Here is a 512-nt window from a genome sequence, read left to right as displayed (position 1 = left end):
CCTCCTTGGGACGGCGGGTATGGCTCAGATCTCCCCGCCGCGTCGACGGCTCACTGGGAATGGCCGCCCGCCGTCCTGTTGGTAGCTCGACCGCTCATTGAGACTCGCGCACCTGATCGTTGCGTAAGGACGTGCCGGCGTGGCTGCCAGTCAAGGAGAGACCCACAGTTGAAGAGAAGGAGACGGGCTCGTGGGCGCACTGTGGGCGGGCATCGACGCGGGCAAGCGAGCCCATCACTGCGTCGTCATGGACTCCGACGGCACCGTGGTGCTGTCCCGGCGGGTCGACAACGACGAGAGCCAGCTGCTGGACCTGATCGGCGAGGTCATCACGCTGACCGACGGGGACCCGCTGGTCTGGGCCACCGACCTCAACGCCGGCGGGGCCTCGCTGCTGATCGGGCTGCTCGAAGCCCACGCCCAGCAGCTGCTCTATGTCTCGCCCCGGGTTCAGTGGAGGCTCTGAAGTGACGCTCTGATGGTAGCCGGAGCGGGGTGGTGCTGGTGGTGGT

1 protein-coding gene is annotated in these 512 nt (G+C 67.4%); it reads left to right on the top strand.

Going from position 1 to position 512, the window contains the following annotated elements:
• The first annotated feature begins 190 nt into the window (after positions 1–190).
• Positions 191–466: a transposase gene (locus tag Q0848_RS18915; RefSeq protein WP_299040385.1), complete on the top strand. Its 276-nt coding sequence runs from the start codon at positions 191–193 to the stop codon at positions 464–466.
• Positions 467–512 lie beyond the last annotated feature (46 nt).

The sequence above is a fragment of the uncultured Pseudokineococcus sp. genome (genome assembly GCF_947495735.1).
Classification (GTDB): domain Bacteria; phylum Actinomycetota; class Actinomycetes; order Actinomycetales; family Quadrisphaeraceae; genus Pseudokineococcus.
Note: the sequence above shows the minus strand (reverse complement) of the source record. Positions and strands in the feature narration are given on the sequence as shown.